Raw genomic sequence first — 14,705 nt, 5'->3', positions numbered from 1 at the left:
ATTGGGTCACGAACCGGTCACGGCGGGAACACCGGCCCCGAAATGGCGACACGCCCGGGGAGACAGACTCCCCGGGCGTGCTGCGGCACTGCTCTCGACTCACTCGGCCGCGGCGTCGGCCTTCGGCTCGGGCTTGGCGTCGACGCCGGCCTCCTTGCGCTGCTGCTCGGTGATCGGGGCCGGAGCCTCGGTCAGCGGGTCGTAGCCGCCGCCGGACTTCGGGAACGCGATCACCTCGCGGATCGAGTCCACCTTGGCCAGGTGGGCCACCACGCGGTCGAGGCCGAGCGCGATGCCGCCGTGCGGCGGGGCGCCGAACTTGAACGCGTCGAGCAGGAACCCGAACTTCTCGTCGGCCTGCTCGGGGGTGATCCCCATGACGTTGAAGACCCGCTTCTGGACGTCCTCGCGGTGGATACGGATCGACCCGCCACCGAGCTCGGAGCCGTTGCAGACGATGTCGTAGGCGTAGGCCAGGGCCGAGCCGGGGTCGGTGTCGAACGTGTCGGCGAACTCCGGCTTGGGACCGGTGAAGGCGTGGTGCACCGCGGTCCAGGCACCCGCGCCTACAGCGACGTCACCCGAGGCGACAGCGTCTGCGGCAGGCTCGAACATCGGCGCGTCGACCACCCAGGTGAAGGCGAACTGCTCGGGGTCGAGCAGACCCAGGCGCTTGCCGATCTCCAGACGGGCCGCACCCAGCAGGGCACGGCTGGACTTGGTCGCTCCGGCGGCGAAGAAGACGCAGTCGCCGACCTGGGCGCCGACATGGGCGGCCAGGCCCTCCTTCTCGGCCTCGGAGAGGTTCTTGGCGACCGGGCCGCCGAGGGTGCCGTCCTCCTGGAGGAGCACGTAGGCCAGGCCGCGCGCACCGCGCTGCTTGGCCCAGTCCTGCCAGGCGTCGAGCTGCTTGCGCGGCTGGCTGGCCCCACCGCTCATCACCACGGCGCCGACGTACTCGGCCTGGAAGACCCGGAACTCGGTCTCGGAGAAGTACTCGGTGCAGTCGACGAGCTCGTTGCCGAAGCGGAGGTCGGGCTTGTCCGAGCCGTACTTCGCCATCGCGTCGGCGTACGTCATCCGCGGGATCGGGGTCTGGATCTCGACGCCGATGGTGGCCCACATCGCGGTGAGGACGTCCTCCATCATCTCGATGACGTCGTCCTGGTCGACGAAGCTCATCTCGATGTCGAGCTGGGTGAACTCGGGCTGCCGGTCGGCGCGGAAGTCCTCGTCGCGGTAGCAGCGGGCGATCTGGAAGTACTTCTCCAGGCCGCCGACCATCAGCAGCTGCTTGAACAGCTGCGGCGACTGCGGGAGCGCGTACCAGGAGCCGGGCGCGAGCCGGGCCGGCACCAGGAAGTCGCGAGCGCCCTCGGGCGTGGAGCGGGTCAGGGTCGGGGTCTCGACCTCGACGAAATCACGGGCGGCCAGCACGTCGCGCAGTGCCTTGTAGACCTTGCTGCGCAGCCGGATGGCGTGGGCGGGGCCAGAGCGACGCAGGTCGAGGTAGCGGTACTTCAGACGCGCCTCCTCGCCGACCTCGATGTGGTCGTCGATCTGGAACGGCAGCGGCGCCGAGGTGTTGAGCACCTCCAGCCCACCGTCGGCCACGACGACCTCGATCTCGCCGGTGGCGAGGTTCGGGTTGACGTTGCCCTCGGTGCGGGCGACGACCTCGCCGGTGACCTTGAGGCAGAACTCGTTGCGCAGCGGGTGCGCGACGGCCTCGTCACGGATCACGATCTGGACGATGCCCGAGGCGTCGCGCAGGTCGATGAAGGCGACACCACCGTGATCGCGGCGGCGCGCCACCCACCCGGCGAGGGTGACGGTCTGGCCGACGTGCTCGGCACGCAGCGTGCCGGCGTCATGGGTGCGGATCACTTCGAAGTCTCCTGTACAGCGGTGGTGGTGATGGTCGGACGCAGGTCCTCACGGGGAGGGAGCCAGGCGTCGGGATCGATCGGGGTCTGCTCCCCCGACCGGATGTCCTTGATCTCGGGCCCATTCTCCGTCACGAAGAGGATGAACGGGATGCCGCGCTTGTCGGCGTGCTTGATCTGCTTGCCGAACTTGTCGGCCTTGGGGGCGATCTCGGTGGGGATCCCCCGTGCGCGCAGCCTGCCGGCGAGTACGTCGGCCTCGGGACGCGACTCCTCGTCGGTGAGCGCCACCAGCACGGCGCTGGGCACACTGCGGTCGGCGGTGACGACACCGCCGCTGATCAGCGGCACCAGGGTGCGGCTGACGCCGAAGGAGATCCCGACACCGGGGTAGGTGGTGCGGCCGTCGCTGGCCAGGGAGTCGTAGCGCCCGCCCGAGCAGATCGAGCCGAGCGACTCGAAGCCGTCCAGGCGGGTCTCGAACACGGTGCCGGTGTAGTAGTCCAGACCGCGCGCGATCGACAGGTCGGCGACGACACGAACGCGCTCGTTGGTGACCGACGCACAGCCCTCAATCACGGCACGCAGCTCGGCCAGGCCCTCGTCGAGCAGCGGGTCGGCCACACCCAGGGCGCGGACCTCGTCCACGAACGAGGCGTCGGCGGTCTTGATCGTGGCCAGCGCCAGCGTCTGCGCCGCCTGCTCCGCGCTCAGCCCGGCGTCGCTCTGGAGCAGCGCGGTGATCTTCTCCCCCGGCAGCTTGTCGAGCTTGTCGACGATCTGCATGACCTTGGCGGGGTCGGTGGCGCCCAGGCCCTGGTAGAAGCCCTGGATCAGCTTGCGGTTGTTGACCTGCAGCGTGAAGCCGGGCAGGAACTCCAGGGAGGCCAGCGCCTCGGCCATCACCCGGGCGACCTCGACGTCGTGGTGGAAGCCGAGCTCGCCGCGGCCGACGACATCGATGTCGGCCTGGGTGAACTCACGGAACCGGCCCGCCTGGGGCCGCTCGCCACGCCAGACCTTCTGGATCTGGTAGCGCCGGAACGGGAACTCCAGCTTGCCGGCGTTCTCCAGCACGAACCGGGCGAACGGCACCGTCAGGTCGAAGTGCAGGCCCATGCCCGCATCGCCGTCGCCGGTGTCCTGAAGGCGCTTGAGGACGTAGACCTCCTTGGAGGTCTCGCCCTTGGCCAGCAGCTGGTCCATCGGCTCGACCGCACGAGTCTCGAGGTTGGCGAAGCCGTGCAGCTCGAAGGTGCGCGCCAGCGTGGCGACCACCTGCTGCTCGACGAAGCGTTCGGCGGGGAGGAACTCCGGGAAGCCGGAGAGCGGAGTGGGCTTTGCCATGTGTCAGCCGTTCAGATCCTGCAGGAAGGGGTTGGTGGCGCGTTCACGCCCGATCGAGGTCTGCTCGCCGTGTCCGGGCAGGACCACGATGTCGTCGGCGAGCGGAAGCACCTTGGTGCGCAGTGTGGACAGCATCGTGGCATGGTCGCCGCCGGGCAGGTCGGTGCGCCCGATCGAGCCCGCGAAGAGCAGGTCGCCGGCGAACATGACCTCGGAGATCTCGTCGCTGACGGTCCAGGGCGTGCGGAACGAGACCGAGCCCGCGGTGTGGCCCGGGGTGTGGTCGACGGTGAACGTCAGTCCGGCCAGCTCCAGGGACCGCCCGTCGGCGAGCTCCTCGACCGCGTCGGGCTCGGTGAACCGGTAGTCGCCGCCCAGCAGCATCCGCGCCGACTCCGCACTGATCCCGGCCATCGGGTCGGCCAGCAGATGCCGGTCGGCCGGGTGGATCCAGGCGGTGGCGTCGTACGTCCCGGCGACCGGGGTCACCGAGAACATGTGGTCGATGTGGCCGTGGGTCAACAGGATCGCGACCGGCTTGAGCCGGTGCTCGCGGACGAGCTCGGCGATCCCGGGAGCAGCATCCTGACCGGGGTCGATGACGACACACTCCGAGCCCGGACCGGTGGCGGCGAGGTAGCAGTTGGTGCCCCAGGCGCCTGTGGGGAAACCTGCGATCAGCACCCGAGAATCCTATAGAGAAACGGCTCCCCTGACCGCATCGCCTCACACCGGCCGCACAGAACGCCGACTCATGCATAGGATGTGGGCCGTGACCAACCCTGAACCGACCCAGTCCTGGGGTCGAGTTGACGACGACCGAAACGTCTACGTGCGCACGGCTGACGGCGAGCGCGCGGTCGGACAGTTCCTCGACGGCACCCCGGAGGAGGCGCTGGCGTTCTTCACCGACAAGTTCGATCAGCTCGCCTTCGAGGTCGATCAGCTCGTCCTGCGCGTCAACGGCGGGAAGGCCACGCCGGACGAAGCCACCGAGGCGATCAAGGCCGTCCGCGTGAAGGTGACCGACGCTCGTGCCGTCGGCGACCTGGCCAGCCTCAGCGCCAAGCTCGACGCCCTCCAGCCCGTGATCGCGACCCAGCGTGAGGCCCGCAAGGCCGAGCGTGCGGCCAAGGCCGAGGAGACCCGCGCCGCCAAGGAGCAGATCGTCACCGAGGCCGAGACCCTCGCCCAGGGCAACGACTGGCGCAACGGTGCCAACCGGCTCCGTGAGCTGCTGGAGTCGTGGAAGGTCCTCCCCCGGCTGGACCGTGCCGGTGATGAGGCGCTGTGGAAGCGCTTCTCCACTGCCCGCACCGCCTACACCCGTCGCCGCAAGGCGCACTTCGCCGAGCTCAACGAGAAGCGCGCCGGCGCGCAGGCGATCAAGGAGAAGCTGGTCGTCGAGGCCGAGGGCCTGGCCGACTCCGAGGACTGGGGCCTGACCGCGGGCCGCTACCGCGACCTGATGTCGCGCTGGAAGGCCGCCGGTCCGGCTGCCAAGGAGATCGACGACGCCCTGTGGAAGCGCTTCCGCGCCGCCCAGGACACGTTCTTCGGCAACCGCGACTCCGCCAACGCCGCGATCGACGCTGAGTTCGCCGAGAACGCCGTGGCCAAAGAGGCCCTGCTGGTCGAGGCCGAGGCGCTGGTGCCCGTCACCGACCTGGCCACCGCCAAGGCCGCGTTCCGCGACCTGGCCGACCGCTGGGACGCGATCGGCAAGGTGCCGCGCGACCGGATGAAGGAGCTCGAGGGCCGCATCCGCAAGGTCGAGCAGGCGATCAAGGCCGTCGAGGACGAGCAGTGGAGCAAGTCCGACCCGGAGAAGTCGGCCCGTGCCGACGACATGATCACCAAGCTCGAGGACGCGATCGCGAAGCTCGAGGCCGACATCGCCAAGGCTGAGGCCGCCGGCGACGCCAAGAAGGCCGCCTCCCTCAAGGAGAACCTCGAGGGACGCAAGGGCTTCCTCGACATGGCCAAGCGCGCGGCAGCCGACTTCAGCTGATCCCGCACCACCACGAACGGCCGGCTCCTCGGAGCCGGCCGTTCGTCGTCGTGTGATGGGTCAGGAGGTGACCCGGTAGGCGTCGAAGACGCCGGGGACGCTGCGCACCGACTTCAGCACGGTGTCCAGATGCTTGGCGTCGGCCATCTCGAAGGTGAACCTGCTCTTGGCCACCCGGTCGCGTCCGGTGGACAGGTTCGCGGACAGGATGTTCACGTGGCTGTCCGACAGGGCCATCGTGATGTCGGAGAGCAGCCGGGCACGATCGAGGGCCTCGACCTGGATGTTGACCAGGAAGACGGTGGTGACCGAGTCGTCCCACTCCACGTCGATCATCCGCTCCGGATGGGTGCGCAGCGAGCCGGCGTTGGTGCAGTTCTCCCGGTGGACCGAGACCCCGCCGACCTTGGTGACGAAGCCGATGATCGGGTCACCGGGCACCGGCGTGCAGCACTTGGCCAGCTTCGCCCACACGTCGGGCTGTCCCTTGACCAGCACCCCGACGTCGGACTGGTGGGTGGCGTGGCCCCGGCTGCGCCGGGTCAGGGTGACGGCCTCGGCCAGGTCCTCCTGGGCCGCGTCGCTCCCGCCGTGCTCGTCCACGACCCGGCGTACGACGGCCTGCGCGGAGACGTTGCCCTCGCCGACGGCGGCGTACAGCGCCTCGACGTCGGCGATGTTGAAGTGCTTCGCGGCCAGGGTCAACGACTCGTGCGACATCAGGCGCTTGAGGGGCAGCCCCTCCTTGCGCATCAGCTTCGCGATCTGCTCCTGGCCCTTCTCGATCGCCTCGTCGCGGCGCTCGCGGGTGAACCAGGCCTTGATCTTGGAGCGGGCGCGGTTGGACTTCACGAAGGAGAGCCAGTCGCGCGAGGGTCCGGCGTTCTGCGACTTCGAGGTGAAGACCTCGACGGTGTCACCGTTGGCCAGGGTCGACTCCAGCGGCACCAGCCGACCGTTGACCCGGGCGCCAATGGTGTGGTGCCCGACCTCGGTGTGCACCGCGTAGGCGAAGTCGACCGGCGTGGCGTCGGCCGGGAGCGCGATCACGTCGCCCTTGGGGGTGAAGACATAGACCTCGGTCCGGTTCATCTCGAAGCGGAGCGACTCCAGGAACTCCCCCGGGTCCTCGACCTCGGACTGCCAGTCCACCAGGGTGCGGACCCAGCTCATGTCGGGCCCGGCGACGGCGCCCAGCGGCCTGTCGGTGTCGACCCCGGCGCGGCCGTCCTCCTTGTACTTCCAGTGCGCCGCGACGCCGTACTCGGCGCGGCGGTGCATCGCGAAGGTGCGGATCTGCATCTCGACCGGCTTGCCGGCCGGACCGATCACGGTGGTGTGCAGGGACTGGTAGAGGTTGAACTTCGGCATCGCGACGTAGTCCTTGAACCGGCCGAGCACCGGGTTCCAGCGTGAGTGCAGCACGCCGAGGACGGAGTAGCAGTCGCGGTCGTCGTCGACCAGGATCCGGATCCCGACCAGGTCGTAGATGTCGGCGAAGTCCTTCCCGCCGACGATCATCTTCTGGTAGATCGAGTAGTAGTGCTTCGGTCGGCCGGTGACGGTCGCCTTGATCTTGGAGTCCTTGAGGTCGTTCTCGACCTGGCTGATGACCTGGGCCAGGAACTGGTCGCGCGAGGGTGCCCGCTCGGCCACCAGGCGGACGATCTCGTCGTAGATCTTGGGGTGCAGGGTCGCGAAGGCGAGGTCCTCGAGCTCCCACTTGATCGTGTTCATGCCGAGCCGGTGGGCCAGCGGCGCGTAGATGTCGAGCGTCTCGTTCGCGCTGCGCTCCTGGCTCTTGAGTGGCACATAGCGCAGCGTGCGCATGTTGTGCAGCCGGTCGGCGAGCTTGATCACCAGGACCCGGATGTCCTTGCTCATCGCGACGACCATCTTGCGGATGGTCTCCGACTGCGCGGAGTCGCCGTACTGCACCTTGTCGAGCTTGGTGACGCCGTCGACCATCTGCGCCACCTCGGCGCCGAAGTCCTTCGTCAGCTGCTCCAGGGTGTACGGCGTGTCCTCGACCGTGTCGTGCAGCAGCGCCGCCACCAGGGTCGGCTCGGTCATGCCGAGCTCGGCAAGGATCGTGGTGACCGCGAGCGGGTGGGTGATGTACGGGTCGCCGCTCTTGCGCATCTGGCCGCGGTGCAACCGCTCCGCGGTGACGTAGGCGCGTTCCAGGAGCGCCAGATCGGCCTTCGGGTGAGCGGCGCGGACCGCCCTGAAGAGCGGCTCCAGCACCGGGTTCACAGCACCGGAGCGCTGGCCCATCCGCGCCAGGCGGGCCCGCATGCTCCGACCCGACGTCGGGCCCCCGTTCGCCGCACCGGCGGCCTGCGCCGCGCTCCTGCGGGCCGGGGAGACTGTGCGTTCCTCGCTCATTGGCCCAGTCTAGTGCCCGGGTTCAGACCAGGAGCAGCGACGTGAGCGGTACGTCGGGCAGCGCTGCCCGACCGTCGAGGAAGCCGAGCTCCATCAGCACCGCCGCTGCGGTGACGACGCCACCGGCCGAGGCGACCAGCCGGACCGAGGCGGCCAGGGTGCCACCGGTGGCGAGCACGTCGTCGACGAGCAGCACGCGCTCACCGGGGGCGACGGCGTCGGTGTGGATCTCCAGCGTCGCCTCGCCGTACTCCAGGGCGTAGGACTCGGCGTGGACCGCGCGCGGGAGCTTCCCGGACTTGCGCACCGGGACGAAGCCGACCCCCAGAGCGAGGGCGACCGGCGCGGCCAGGATGAAGCCACGCGCCTCCATCCCGAGCACCTTGTCGACGACGACCTGACCGGTCTCGTCGCGCCCTGCCGCGGCCAGCGCCTCGACCGTGGCAGCGAAGGCCTCCGGCGAGGCCAGCAGCGGCGAGATGTCCTTGAACACCACCCCCGGCTGGGGGTAGTCGGGGACGTCATGGATGTACGTCGTCAGATCGACGCTGCTGGCCATCGGAGGTGCTTCCTAGCGAGTGGTGCGGGTGCTACTTCTTGCCGCGCTGCGAACGCGGCTTGCGCGAGGGCTGGGGCCGACCTGCGGCTCCGGAGTCCTCGACCGGGCCGTTCGGTGCCGGAGCGATCCGGCCCTTGCCGTAGGCCGAGGTGTTGCTGGCCTGACGGGGACCGGCGCCGACCTGCGCACCGGTGTCACCGTCGTCGTCGCCGTACTCCTCGAGCTCGTCCGGCTCCTCGGCCACCGCCATGTTCTCGGTGAACGACGGAACGTTGGCGTACTTGTCGGAGCGCTCCCGGGCACGGGCACGCTTCTCGGCGAGCTTGACCTCGTTCTCCCCCGACTTGAGGTGGACCAGGATGCGCGGGGCGACCCAGACCGAGGAGAACACACCGGCGGCCATGCCGACGAACTGCGCAAGCGCGAGGTCCTTGAGCGAGCTGGCCCCGAGCTGCACGGCACTGACGTACAGGATCGCGCCGATCGGGATGAGGGCGACGACCGAGGTGTTGATCGACCGGACCAGGGTCTGGTTGACGGCGAGGTTCGCGGCACGCGCGTACGTCGTCTTCTTCGCCTTCATCTGGTGGGTGTTCTCACGGATCTTGTCGAAGACCACGACCGTGTCGTAGAGCGAGAAGCCGAGGATGGCGAGCACACCGGTCACCGCCGCCGGTGTTACCTTGAACCCCGAGAGCGAGTAGATGCCCATCGTGATCACGACGTCGTGGAAGAGCGCGATGAAGGCGGCTGCCGACATCTTCCATTCTCGGAAGTAGATGCCGATGAAGAGCATCGACAGCACCAGGAAGACCACGACACCGGTCAAGGCCCGCTTGGCGACCTCGGCACCCCAGCTCGCGCCGATCTCGTCCTGCGAGACCTGCTTGGCGTCGATGCCGACCTCCTTGGTGATCACCTGGAGCAGCTTGTCGCTGTCAGCCTGGGTGAGCTCCTCGACCTCGACGGAGATGCCGTCCTTGCCGGAGGTGGCGACCGTCGGCTCGGTGGCACCCTTGATGCCCGAGTTCGCGATCGTCTCGCGCAGATCGTCCACCGTCTTCTGGGTGGCCTGCGACGAGGTCAGGTTGGAGAGCTGGAACTGGACACCGCCAGTGAACTCGACACCGAAGGCGAGTCCCTTCAGCAGCACCACCAGCAGGGCGGCGAGCACGATGCCACCGGAGATCGCGTACCAGATCCCGCGCTTGCCGATGAAGTCGAACGACTTCTCACCGGTGTAGAGCTCGTGTCCGAGACGTGAGTACTTGCGCATCAGGCCTTCCCTCCGACCTTGGCGAGGCGAGCGGCACGCGGGTCGACGCCGAGCGTGTCAACGCTCAGACCCGACCACTTGCCGCCGCCGTTGAAGAACTTGATCCGACCGAAGAACGTCACCAGCGGCTTGGTGAACCAGAACAGCACGGCGAGGTCGATCAAGGTGGACAGACCGAGCGCGAAGCCGAAGCCCTTCACGACGCCGGAGGCGAAGATGTAGAGCACCGCGGCGCTGAGCAGTTGCACCACGTTGGCCGCGACCCGGGTCTGGCGGGCACGGACCCAGCCGGACTCGACGGCGACGCGCATCGACTTGCCGTCACGCATCTCGTCGCGGATGCGCTCGAAGAAGATGATGAACGAGTCGGCGGTGATACCGACGGCGATGATCAGACCCGCGATCCCGGGCAGGGTCAGGGTGAAGCCGGCGGTCTTGCTCAGCAGCAGCACCAGGGCGTAGGTCCAGGCGGCTGCTACGACGAGCGAGGAGAGCACCACGATGCCGAGCCCGCGGTAGTAGAGCAGGCAGTAGATCATCACCAGTGCCAGACCGATCGCACCGGCGAGCAGACCGGCGCTGAGCTGGTTGCCGGCGAGCGTCGGACCGACGACCTCGACCGAGACGTCCTTCTCGAACGCGATCGGCAGGGAGCCGTACTTGAGGCTGGTGGCGAGGCTCTTGGCCTCGGTCTGGGTGAAGTCACCGGTGATCTGGGCGCTGCCCGCGATCCGGCTGCTGGCGGTCGGAGCCGACAGCACGCGGCCGTCGAGGACGATCGCGAAGCGCTGGCCGGTGGTCGAGATGGCGCCGGTCGCGTCGGCGAAGATCCCACGCCCGTGCTTGTTGAAGTCGAGGGTGACCGCGTAGTTCGCGTCGCCCTGCGGGATCCCGAAGTTGGCGCCGGTCAGGTCCGTGCCCTCGATGATCGCCGGCGACAGCAGGTACTTGGTGGTGCCGTCCGGGTCGCAGGTCAGCAGCGGCTTGTTCGGGTCGTCGACCACGTCGGCGGTCGAGTCCGGGCAGGTGAAGTTCACGAAGTCGGTGGTGTACGGCGCCGTCGGGCTGTTCATGAAGGCGAGCGCCTGGTCGTAGGCGGACGACTCCTTGGTCGGCGTCGCGGTGGAGGACGCCGACGGCGAGGCGGCGCCGCTGGGCGAGGCGACAGCTGTCGCGGCAGCCGACGGCGTGGCCGTGGCGCTCGGGGTGGCCGAGGCGTCAGCGGCCTTCGCGCCGAAGCCGAGGGTCGCGCGCTGGGCGGTGATGCCCGGCGTCGCCGTGCTGCTGCTCGCCGAGGCCGTGCCACAGGTGCTGGACGTGGAGGAGTCACACGCCACGAAGCGGAAGCGAAGCTGCGCCTGCCGCTCGACGGTCTCCACCAGGTCGCGCCGGCTCTTGCCGGGGATCTCGACCTGGATGAACTTGCTGCCCTGGGTGGTCACCTCGGCCTCAGAGACACCCGAGCCGTTGACGCGCTGGTCGATGATGCCGCGCGCCTCCTTCAGGTTGTCAGCGCTGGGGCTGCCCTTGGCGACCAGGGTGATCCGGGTGCCGCCCTGGAGGTCGAGCCCGAGGGCCGGCTTCCAGGTGTTCCCGATCGCGACGAGGCCGTAGGCGACCGCGAGGGCCAGGAAGAACACCGTGAGGGTGCGCCCTGGCTTGGACGTCTTGCGTGCCATGGTGTGTCAGTTCTCCTCAGAGTCCGGCTTGTCGAACATCGCCGGGGTGGTGGTGCCGTTGGTCGCCTCACTGTCGTCCGCCGTGGCGGACTCCTCGTCGGCCGGGTCTTCCTTGAAGACGGTCTGACCGATCGCTCCAGGAAGGACCCGGATCGCCACGCCATCGGCGATCTCTACCAGCACATGGTCGTCCGTGCGCTCCTTGATGACTCCGAAGATCCCCGAGGTCAGCACGACCTCAGTGCCCGGCGTCGCAGCGTCGATCGTGGCCCGCATCTGCATCTGGCGCCGCCGCTGCGGGCGAAGGAAGAACAGCCAGAAAGCGAGGAGGACGACGATCAGGGGCAACAGCTCGGCCATGAAGAACTCTCAGCAACAGACATCAAGGAAACGGCCCAGACTGGGCCGACGCGTCAGTCTAGCCACGGCGCGCCCATGATCGGGGCAACCTGGCAAAGACCGCAAGCAACGTCATGCACTGTTCATCGCCCCGATCCCGGCGCGCTAGTCCTCGAAGAGTTGGTCCTGCAGCAGGTCCGGGGCACGCAGGCCGAGGTGGTGCCAGGCCGCAGGAGTGGCGATCCGGCCGCGCGGCGTACGAGCGAGGAAGCCGTTGCGCACCAGGAACGGCTCGGCGACCTCCTCGACCGTCTCGCGCTCCTCCCCCACCGCGACGGCGAGGGTCGAGACACCGACGGGGCCGCCGCCGAAGCGTCGGCACAGGACGTCCAGGACGGCACGGTCGAGCCGGTCCAGACCGAGCGGGTCGACCTCGTAGAGCTCCAGCGCTGCGTGGGCGACGTCGAGGGAGACCACGCCGTCGGCGCGGACCTGGGCGAAGTCGCGGACCCGGCGCAGCAGCCGGTTGGCGATCCGGGGCGTGCCCCGGGAGCGGGACGCGATCTGGGCAGCACCCTCGTCGGTCAGGGTGACGTCGAGGAGTCCGGCCGAGCGCCGGACGATCAGGTCGAGCTCGGAGGGGTCGTAGAACTCGAGGTGGCCGGTGAAGCCGAACCGGTCGCGCAGCGGCCCCGGCAGCAGCCCGGCGCGGGTGGTGGCCCCGACCAGGGTGAACGGCGGGATGTCGAGCGGGATCGACGTCGCCCCAGGCCCCTTGCCGATGATCACGTCGACGCGGAAGTCCTCCATCGCCATGTAGAGCATCTCTTCGGCAGGACGCGACATCCGGTGGATCTCGTCGACGAAGAGCACGTCGCCCTCGTTGAGGCCCGACAGGATCGAGGCCAGATCGCCGGCGTGGGTGATCGCCGGGCCACTGGTCAGGCGCAGCGGCGTGCCCATCTCGGCGGCGATGATCATCGCCAGGGTGGTCTTGCCCAGCCCCGGCGGACCACTCAGCAGCACATGGTCGGGCGTCTTGCCGCGCTGGCGGGCCGCCTCCAGCACCAGACCGAGCTGCTCGCGGACCCGGACCTGACCGACGACCTCGTCCAGGCTGCGGGGGCGCAGCGCTGCCTCGATCGCGCGCTCGTCGCCATCGGCCTCCGCGGCGACGAGCCGCTGGAGATGGAGCTCCTCGGCCTCGTCGAGCTCGTCCTCGTGGAACGGCACGGCGTCAGGCCTTGCTCAGGATCTGGAGCGCTGCCTTGAGCAGCGCGCTGACATTGGGGGTGCCCTCAGGATCCGGTACGCCGTCCACGGCACGATCGGCATCCTTGGCGTTGTAGCCCAGGCCCGTGAGTGCCTCGGCGACCTGGGTCCGCCAGGGCGCCAGCGCCGGCGTCGGAGCAGCGGCCCCACCACGGGGGGCCCCGATCCGGTCCTTGAGCTCGAGGATGATCCGCTGGGCGACCTTCTGCCCGATGCCGGGCACCTTCGTCAGCGTCTTGACGTCGTCGGAGGCCACCGCGATCCGCAGCGTGTCGGGCGAGAGCACCGCCAGGATCGCCTGGGCCAGCTTCGGGCCGACGCCCGAGGCGGTCTGGACGAGCTCGAAGGTCGACTTCTCGTCGTCGTCGGCGAAGCCGAACAGGGTCAGCGAGTCCTCCCGCACGACCAGCGACGTGGGCAGCATCGCCTCGGTGCCGGTGCGCAGGCCGGCCAGCGTGCCGGGTGCGCACAGCAGCTCCAGGCCGACTCCCCCGACCTCCACGACGGCGCTGGACAGGGTCAGGGACGTGACGGTGCCACGAACATGGGCGATCAACGGACTCCTCCTCGAGCCAGGGCGGCGTCGATCCGGGCCTGAGCCCCGCCGCGCCAGATGTGCGTGATGGCCAACGCGAGCGCGTCGGCGGCGTCGGCCGGCTTGGGCATCGCGTCGAGCCGCAGGATGCGGGTCACCATCGCGCCGACCTGGGCCTTGTCGGCCCGGCCGTTACCCGAGACCGCCGCCTTGACCTCCGACGGGGTGTGCAGCGCGACCGGGATCCCCCGGCGGGCGGCGCAGACCATCGCGATGCCGCTGGCCTGGGCGGTCCCCATGATGGTGGAGACGTCGGAGCGGGCGAAGACCCGCTCGATCGCGACCGCGTCGGGGCGGTGCTCCTCGATCCAGGCCTCGATGCCCTTCTCGATGGTGACCAGCCGCTGCGGGACAGCGAGCGTGCTCGTCGTACGGATGACGCCGACGTCGACCATCCGCAGCGGTCGGCCCACGGTCCCCTCGACCATGCCCATGCCGCAGCGGGTCAGGCCGGGGTCAACCCCGAGGACACGCATCGGCCACCGCCATCGAACACATGTTCGTAGCGTACCCGGGTCCGGAGACGGACCCGGGCACGACACGCACGGGGCTCAGGCCTCGTCGAGCTCCTCGAGGATCTCGTCGGAGATCTCAGCGTTGGAGAAGACGTTCTGGACGTCGTCGAGGTCGTCGATCGCGTCGATCAGCTTCATCACCTTGGTGGCGGTGGCGGCGTCGGCGACCGGGATGTCCATCGTCGCGACGAACTCGGCGTCGGCGGAGTCGTAGTCCAGGCCCGCCTCCTGGATCGCGGAGCGCACCGCGACCAGGTCGGTCGGCTCGGAGATGACCTGCCAGGTCTCGTCGAGGTCGTTGACCTCCTCGGCACCGGCGTCGAGGGTCGCCTCGAGCACGGCGTCCTCGTCGACGTCCTTGCCGTCCTGGCTCTTGTTCAGCAGCACGACACCCTTGCGGTTGAACAGCCGCGACACCGAGCCCGGGTCGGCCATCGTGCCGCCATTGCGGGTGACCGCGGTGCGGACCTCCATGGCGGCCCGGTTCTTGTTGTCGGTGAGGCACTCGACCAGCAGCGCCACGCCCGAGGGGCCGTAGACCTCGTACATGATCGTGTCGTAGTTGACGCCGCCGCCGTCGAGGCCGCCACCGCGCTTGCGGGCACGCTCGATGTTGTCGTTGGGAACCGACTGCTTCTTCGCCTTGTAGATCGCGTCGAACAGGGTCGGGTTGCCGGAGGGGTCAGGACCACCCATCTTGGCCGCGATCTCGATGTTCTTGATCAGCTTCGCGAACAGCTTGCCTCGCTTGGCATCGATCGCGGCCTTCTTGTGCTTGGTGGTTGCCCACTTGGAGTGCCCAGACATGCGTCCCTACTTCACAGCTCTTGGAATTCGC

Annotated in this window: 13 protein-coding genes; 1 reads left to right on the top strand and 12 read right to left on the bottom strand. The window is 69.0% G+C overall.

Features of this window, described 5'->3' with window-relative positions:
• Nucleotides 1–99 precede the first annotated feature (99 nt).
• The 3 genes from aspS to Q1V88_RS13320 are packed head-to-tail and all read right to left on the bottom strand — an operon-like array spanning nt 100 to nt 3,917.
• The gene (gene aspS / locus Q1V88_RS13330) at nt 100–1,887 is read right to left on the bottom strand and encodes an aspartate--tRNA ligase (protein ID WP_300681729.1); all 1,788 of its coding nucleotides are present in this window, start codon (nt 1,885–1,887) and stop codon (nt 100–102) included.
• The gene (gene hisS / locus Q1V88_RS13325; RefSeq protein WP_300681727.1) at nt 1,884–3,233 is read right to left on the bottom strand and encodes a histidine--tRNA ligase; all 1,350 of its coding nucleotides are present in this window, start codon (nt 3,231–3,233) and stop codon (nt 1,884–1,886) included. Before hisS ends, aspS begins: the two co-directional genes overlap by 4 nt.
• Nucleotides 3,234–3,236: 3 nt before the next feature.
• Nucleotides 3,237–3,917, bottom strand: a complete 681-nt coding sequence (locus Q1V88_RS13320; protein WP_300681725.1) for an MBL fold metallo-hydrolase — start codon at nt 3,915–3,917, stop codon at nt 3,237–3,239.
• An 88-nt stretch (nt 3,918–4,005) separates the two neighbouring features.
• On the opposite strand from Q1V88_RS13320, the gene Q1V88_RS13315 reads away from it, so the two are divergent.
• Nucleotides 4,006–5,244 carry a DUF349 domain-containing protein gene (locus tag Q1V88_RS13315; protein ID WP_300681724.1) on the top strand — a complete coding sequence of 413 codons (1,239 nt, stop codon included), beginning with the start codon at nt 4,006–4,008 and terminating at the stop codon, nt 5,242–5,244.
• A gap of 60 nt (nt 5,245–5,304) precedes the next feature.
• On the opposite strand, the gene Q1V88_RS13310 is transcribed toward Q1V88_RS13315, so the two are convergent.
• The 9 genes from Q1V88_RS13310 to Q1V88_RS13270 all read right to left on the bottom strand — a co-directional run bounded on the left by Q1V88_RS13310 (nt 5,305) and on the right by Q1V88_RS13270 (nt 14,674).
• Complete coding sequence (locus Q1V88_RS13310) at nt 5,305–7,542, bottom strand: bifunctional (p)ppGpp synthetase/guanosine-3',5'-bis(diphosphate) 3'-pyrophosphohydrolase (protein ID WP_300681778.1); 2,238 nt, start codon at nt 7,540–7,542, stop codon at nt 5,305–5,307.
• Between the two features lie 112 nt (nt 7,543–7,654).
• Entirely contained in the window at nt 7,655–8,191 is a 537-nt protein-coding gene (locus tag Q1V88_RS13305; RefSeq protein ID WP_300681722.1) for an adenine phosphoribosyltransferase, read from the bottom strand.
• A 31-nt stretch (nt 8,192–8,222) separates the two neighbouring features.
• Entirely contained in the window at nt 8,223–9,467 is a 1,245-nt protein-coding gene (gene secF, locus Q1V88_RS13300) for a protein translocase subunit SecF (RefSeq protein ID WP_300681721.1), read from the bottom strand.
• Nucleotides 9,467–11,146 carry a protein translocase subunit SecD gene (gene secD, locus Q1V88_RS13295; RefSeq protein WP_300681719.1) on the bottom strand — a complete coding sequence of 560 codons (1,680 nt, stop codon included), beginning with the start codon at nt 11,144–11,146 and terminating at the stop codon, nt 9,467–9,469. The genes secF and secD overlap by 1 nt, the downstream gene beginning before the upstream one ends.
• A gap of 6 nt (nt 11,147–11,152) precedes the next feature.
• Nucleotides 11,153–11,506: a preprotein translocase subunit YajC gene (yajC, locus tag Q1V88_RS13290; protein WP_300681717.1), complete on the bottom strand. Its 354-nt coding sequence runs from the start codon at nt 11,504–11,506 to the stop codon at nt 11,153–11,155.
• A gap of 144 nt (nt 11,507–11,650) precedes the next feature.
• Complete coding sequence (gene ruvB, locus Q1V88_RS13285; protein ID WP_300681715.1) at nt 11,651–12,718, bottom strand: Holliday junction branch migration DNA helicase RuvB; 1,068 nt, start codon at nt 12,716–12,718, stop codon at nt 11,651–11,653.
• A gap of 4 nt (nt 12,719–12,722) precedes the next feature.
• Nucleotides 12,723–13,313 (bottom strand): Holliday junction branch migration protein RuvA, encoded by a 591-nt coding sequence (ruvA, locus tag Q1V88_RS13280; protein WP_300681714.1) that lies wholly within the window; start codon nt 13,311–13,313, stop codon nt 12,723–12,725.
• Nucleotides 13,310–13,828 (bottom strand): crossover junction endodeoxyribonuclease RuvC, encoded by a 519-nt coding sequence (gene ruvC, locus Q1V88_RS13275; RefSeq protein ID WP_300681713.1) that lies wholly within the window; start codon nt 13,826–13,828, stop codon nt 13,310–13,312. The genes ruvA and ruvC overlap by 4 nt, the downstream gene beginning before the upstream one ends.
• 75 nt (nt 13,829–13,903) lie before the next feature.
• Nucleotides 13,904–14,674, bottom strand: coding sequence for a YebC/PmpR family DNA-binding transcriptional regulator (locus Q1V88_RS13270; protein WP_300681712.1), 771 nt, complete (start codon nt 14,672–14,674; stop codon nt 13,904–13,906).
• Nucleotides 14,675–14,705: the final 31 nt, after the last annotated feature.

This window comes from Nocardioides sp. (assembly GCF_030150155.1).
Classification (GTDB): Bacteria; Actinomycetota; Actinomycetes; order Propionibacteriales; family Nocardioidaceae; genus Nocardioides.
This window is presented reverse-complemented; position numbering and strand designations above follow the sequence as displayed.

Excerpts from the sequence above, each read along its gene's own strand:
- Q1V88_RS13305 (WP_300681722.1), bottom strand. The coding sequence starts at position 8,191 with ATGGCCAGCAGCGTCGATCTGACGACGTACATCCATGACGTCCCCGAC.
- hisS (WP_300681727.1), bottom strand. The coding sequence starts at position 3,233 with ATGGCAAAGCCCACTCCGCTCTCCGGCTTCCCGGAGTTCCTCCCCGCC.
- secD (WP_300681719.1), bottom strand. The coding sequence starts at position 11,146 with ATGGCACGCAAGACGTCCAAGCCAGGGCGCACCCTCACGGTGTTCTTC.
- yajC (WP_300681717.1), bottom strand. The coding sequence starts at position 11,506 with ATGGCCGAGCTGTTGCCCCTGATCGTCGTCCTCCTCGCTTTCTGGCTG.
- Q1V88_RS13270 (WP_300681712.1), bottom strand. The coding sequence starts at position 14,674 with ATGTCTGGGCACTCCAAGTGGGCAACCACCAAGCACAAGAAGGCCGCG.
- ruvC (WP_300681713.1), bottom strand. The coding sequence starts at position 13,828 with ATGCGTGTCCTCGGGGTTGACCCCGGCCTGACCCGCTGCGGCATGGGC.
- secF (WP_300681721.1), bottom strand. The coding sequence starts at position 9,467 with ATGCGCAAGTACTCACGTCTCGGACACGAGCTCTACACCGGTGAGAAG.
- Q1V88_RS13310 (WP_300681778.1), bottom strand. The coding sequence starts at position 7,542 with ATGCGGGCCCGCCTGGCGCGGATGGGCCAGCGCTCCGGTGCTGTGAAC.